At 55.8% G+C, this 1,155-nt stretch carries 2 protein-coding genes; both read right to left on the bottom strand.

Translation table 11 applies throughout. The annotated features are described in order from the left end of the window. Window positions 1-845, bottom strand: an 845-nt coding sequence (locus ACE4YL_RS02165; protein ID WP_461369085.1) for a hypothetical protein, incomplete at its 3' end; no start/stop codon positions are given. A gap of 15 nt (window positions 846-860) precedes the next feature. Next, a partial coding sequence (locus ACE4YL_RS02160; RefSeq protein ID WP_461369084.1) for a hypothetical protein occupies window positions 861-1,155 on the bottom strand: 295 nt, incomplete at its 5' end.

Genomic DNA, 1,155 nt, shown 5'->3' with positions numbered 1-1,155 from the left:
GATCTGAAATTGTATCTGTCTATAACCTCAACCGGGCAATTCTCGGGTCTAAGATCGGCGCTATTAAAATAGTTTTCCGTCCCCTCTACCATCAAACTCCCTTTCTTACCCTCCGCAAAATCCACAAATACCGGCGTGTCCTCGGGGATTTCTTCGCCGGTTTCGGGGTGGTAGGCAGTGCTGGCCCTGGTGAATTCCATTGCCGGCGTTTCGGGCTGATTCTCTCCGTACCAGGACAGCCGCAACCGCGCCAGATGATCTATCCAGGCGTTACAGCCGGCAAGCTCTGCCACCCAGGCCACAACGTGGTGAAATGTAATGTCGTCGCCCTCGGGCTGCTGCGAAACAACATAATCGCCGTTATCAAACTCAAGGGTGTAAAGTGTCACGCCGCACTGGCTGCAGCAGTCCATCAGGATCTGCTTTAGGGTCGCCGGATAGGGGATGCCCGGAGCGTACGGCCGATTAAAGCGCGCCATGTCATCCAGCGCGCGGATCTGCATGGTGGTGAGCTTCCTGGGAGGTTCGTCAACGGTAAAGACCCCGGCCTGCAGCGGTTCTCCGGCAATGTCAAGCACAACCACAAGCCGGGTGCCCTCCCAGCGAATACTGCTCCACCGACCGTCGCTGTTGTCCAGCTCGAAGATAAGCTCCGAGGTCTCCGCGCAGCCGATCTCGATGGTGCTGCCACTGGTCCAGTTGCGGTCGATGCTGAAGCTGCCCTCGATAATATCGTCCTCGGTCAGCGCGATCGGATCCCCGTCCAGCGTTTCGCCGGTGACGGTGACGCCCACGTGGCCGCCTTCGTAGAGATGCTGTTTTTGATTACTGCTTAGATTTTGCATGTCGCCGCTCCTTCTCTACCCTTTATCCGGCGTCGCCCTGATGATCGCCAGACTTACCCTCTCCCACCGGTCAAGGTGCGGGATCCAGCCGGCTGCTTTCATGTCGCCTGTGTAAAAGTGTTTCGTTTTCCATTGCCCTGATTTCGCGTCCAAATATTCTACAAGCACGTATTCGGGGTCGAACGCTTTAAATACTACAGCAGCTTTAGCTCGAGTAATATACTTCCATTCGAGATCTAACCGGTCAACTTTACCAACCCGCTTTTTAAGCATCCGCCCGGACTCGAGACGGCCTGCGTCAGAAGCAGAG

The organism is Candidatus Darwinibacter acetoxidans, from assembly GCF_041936445.1.
GTDB lineage: Bacteria > Bacillota > Limnochordia > Darwinibacteriales > Darwinibacteriaceae > DTU010.
This window is presented reverse-complemented; position numbering and strand designations above follow the sequence as displayed.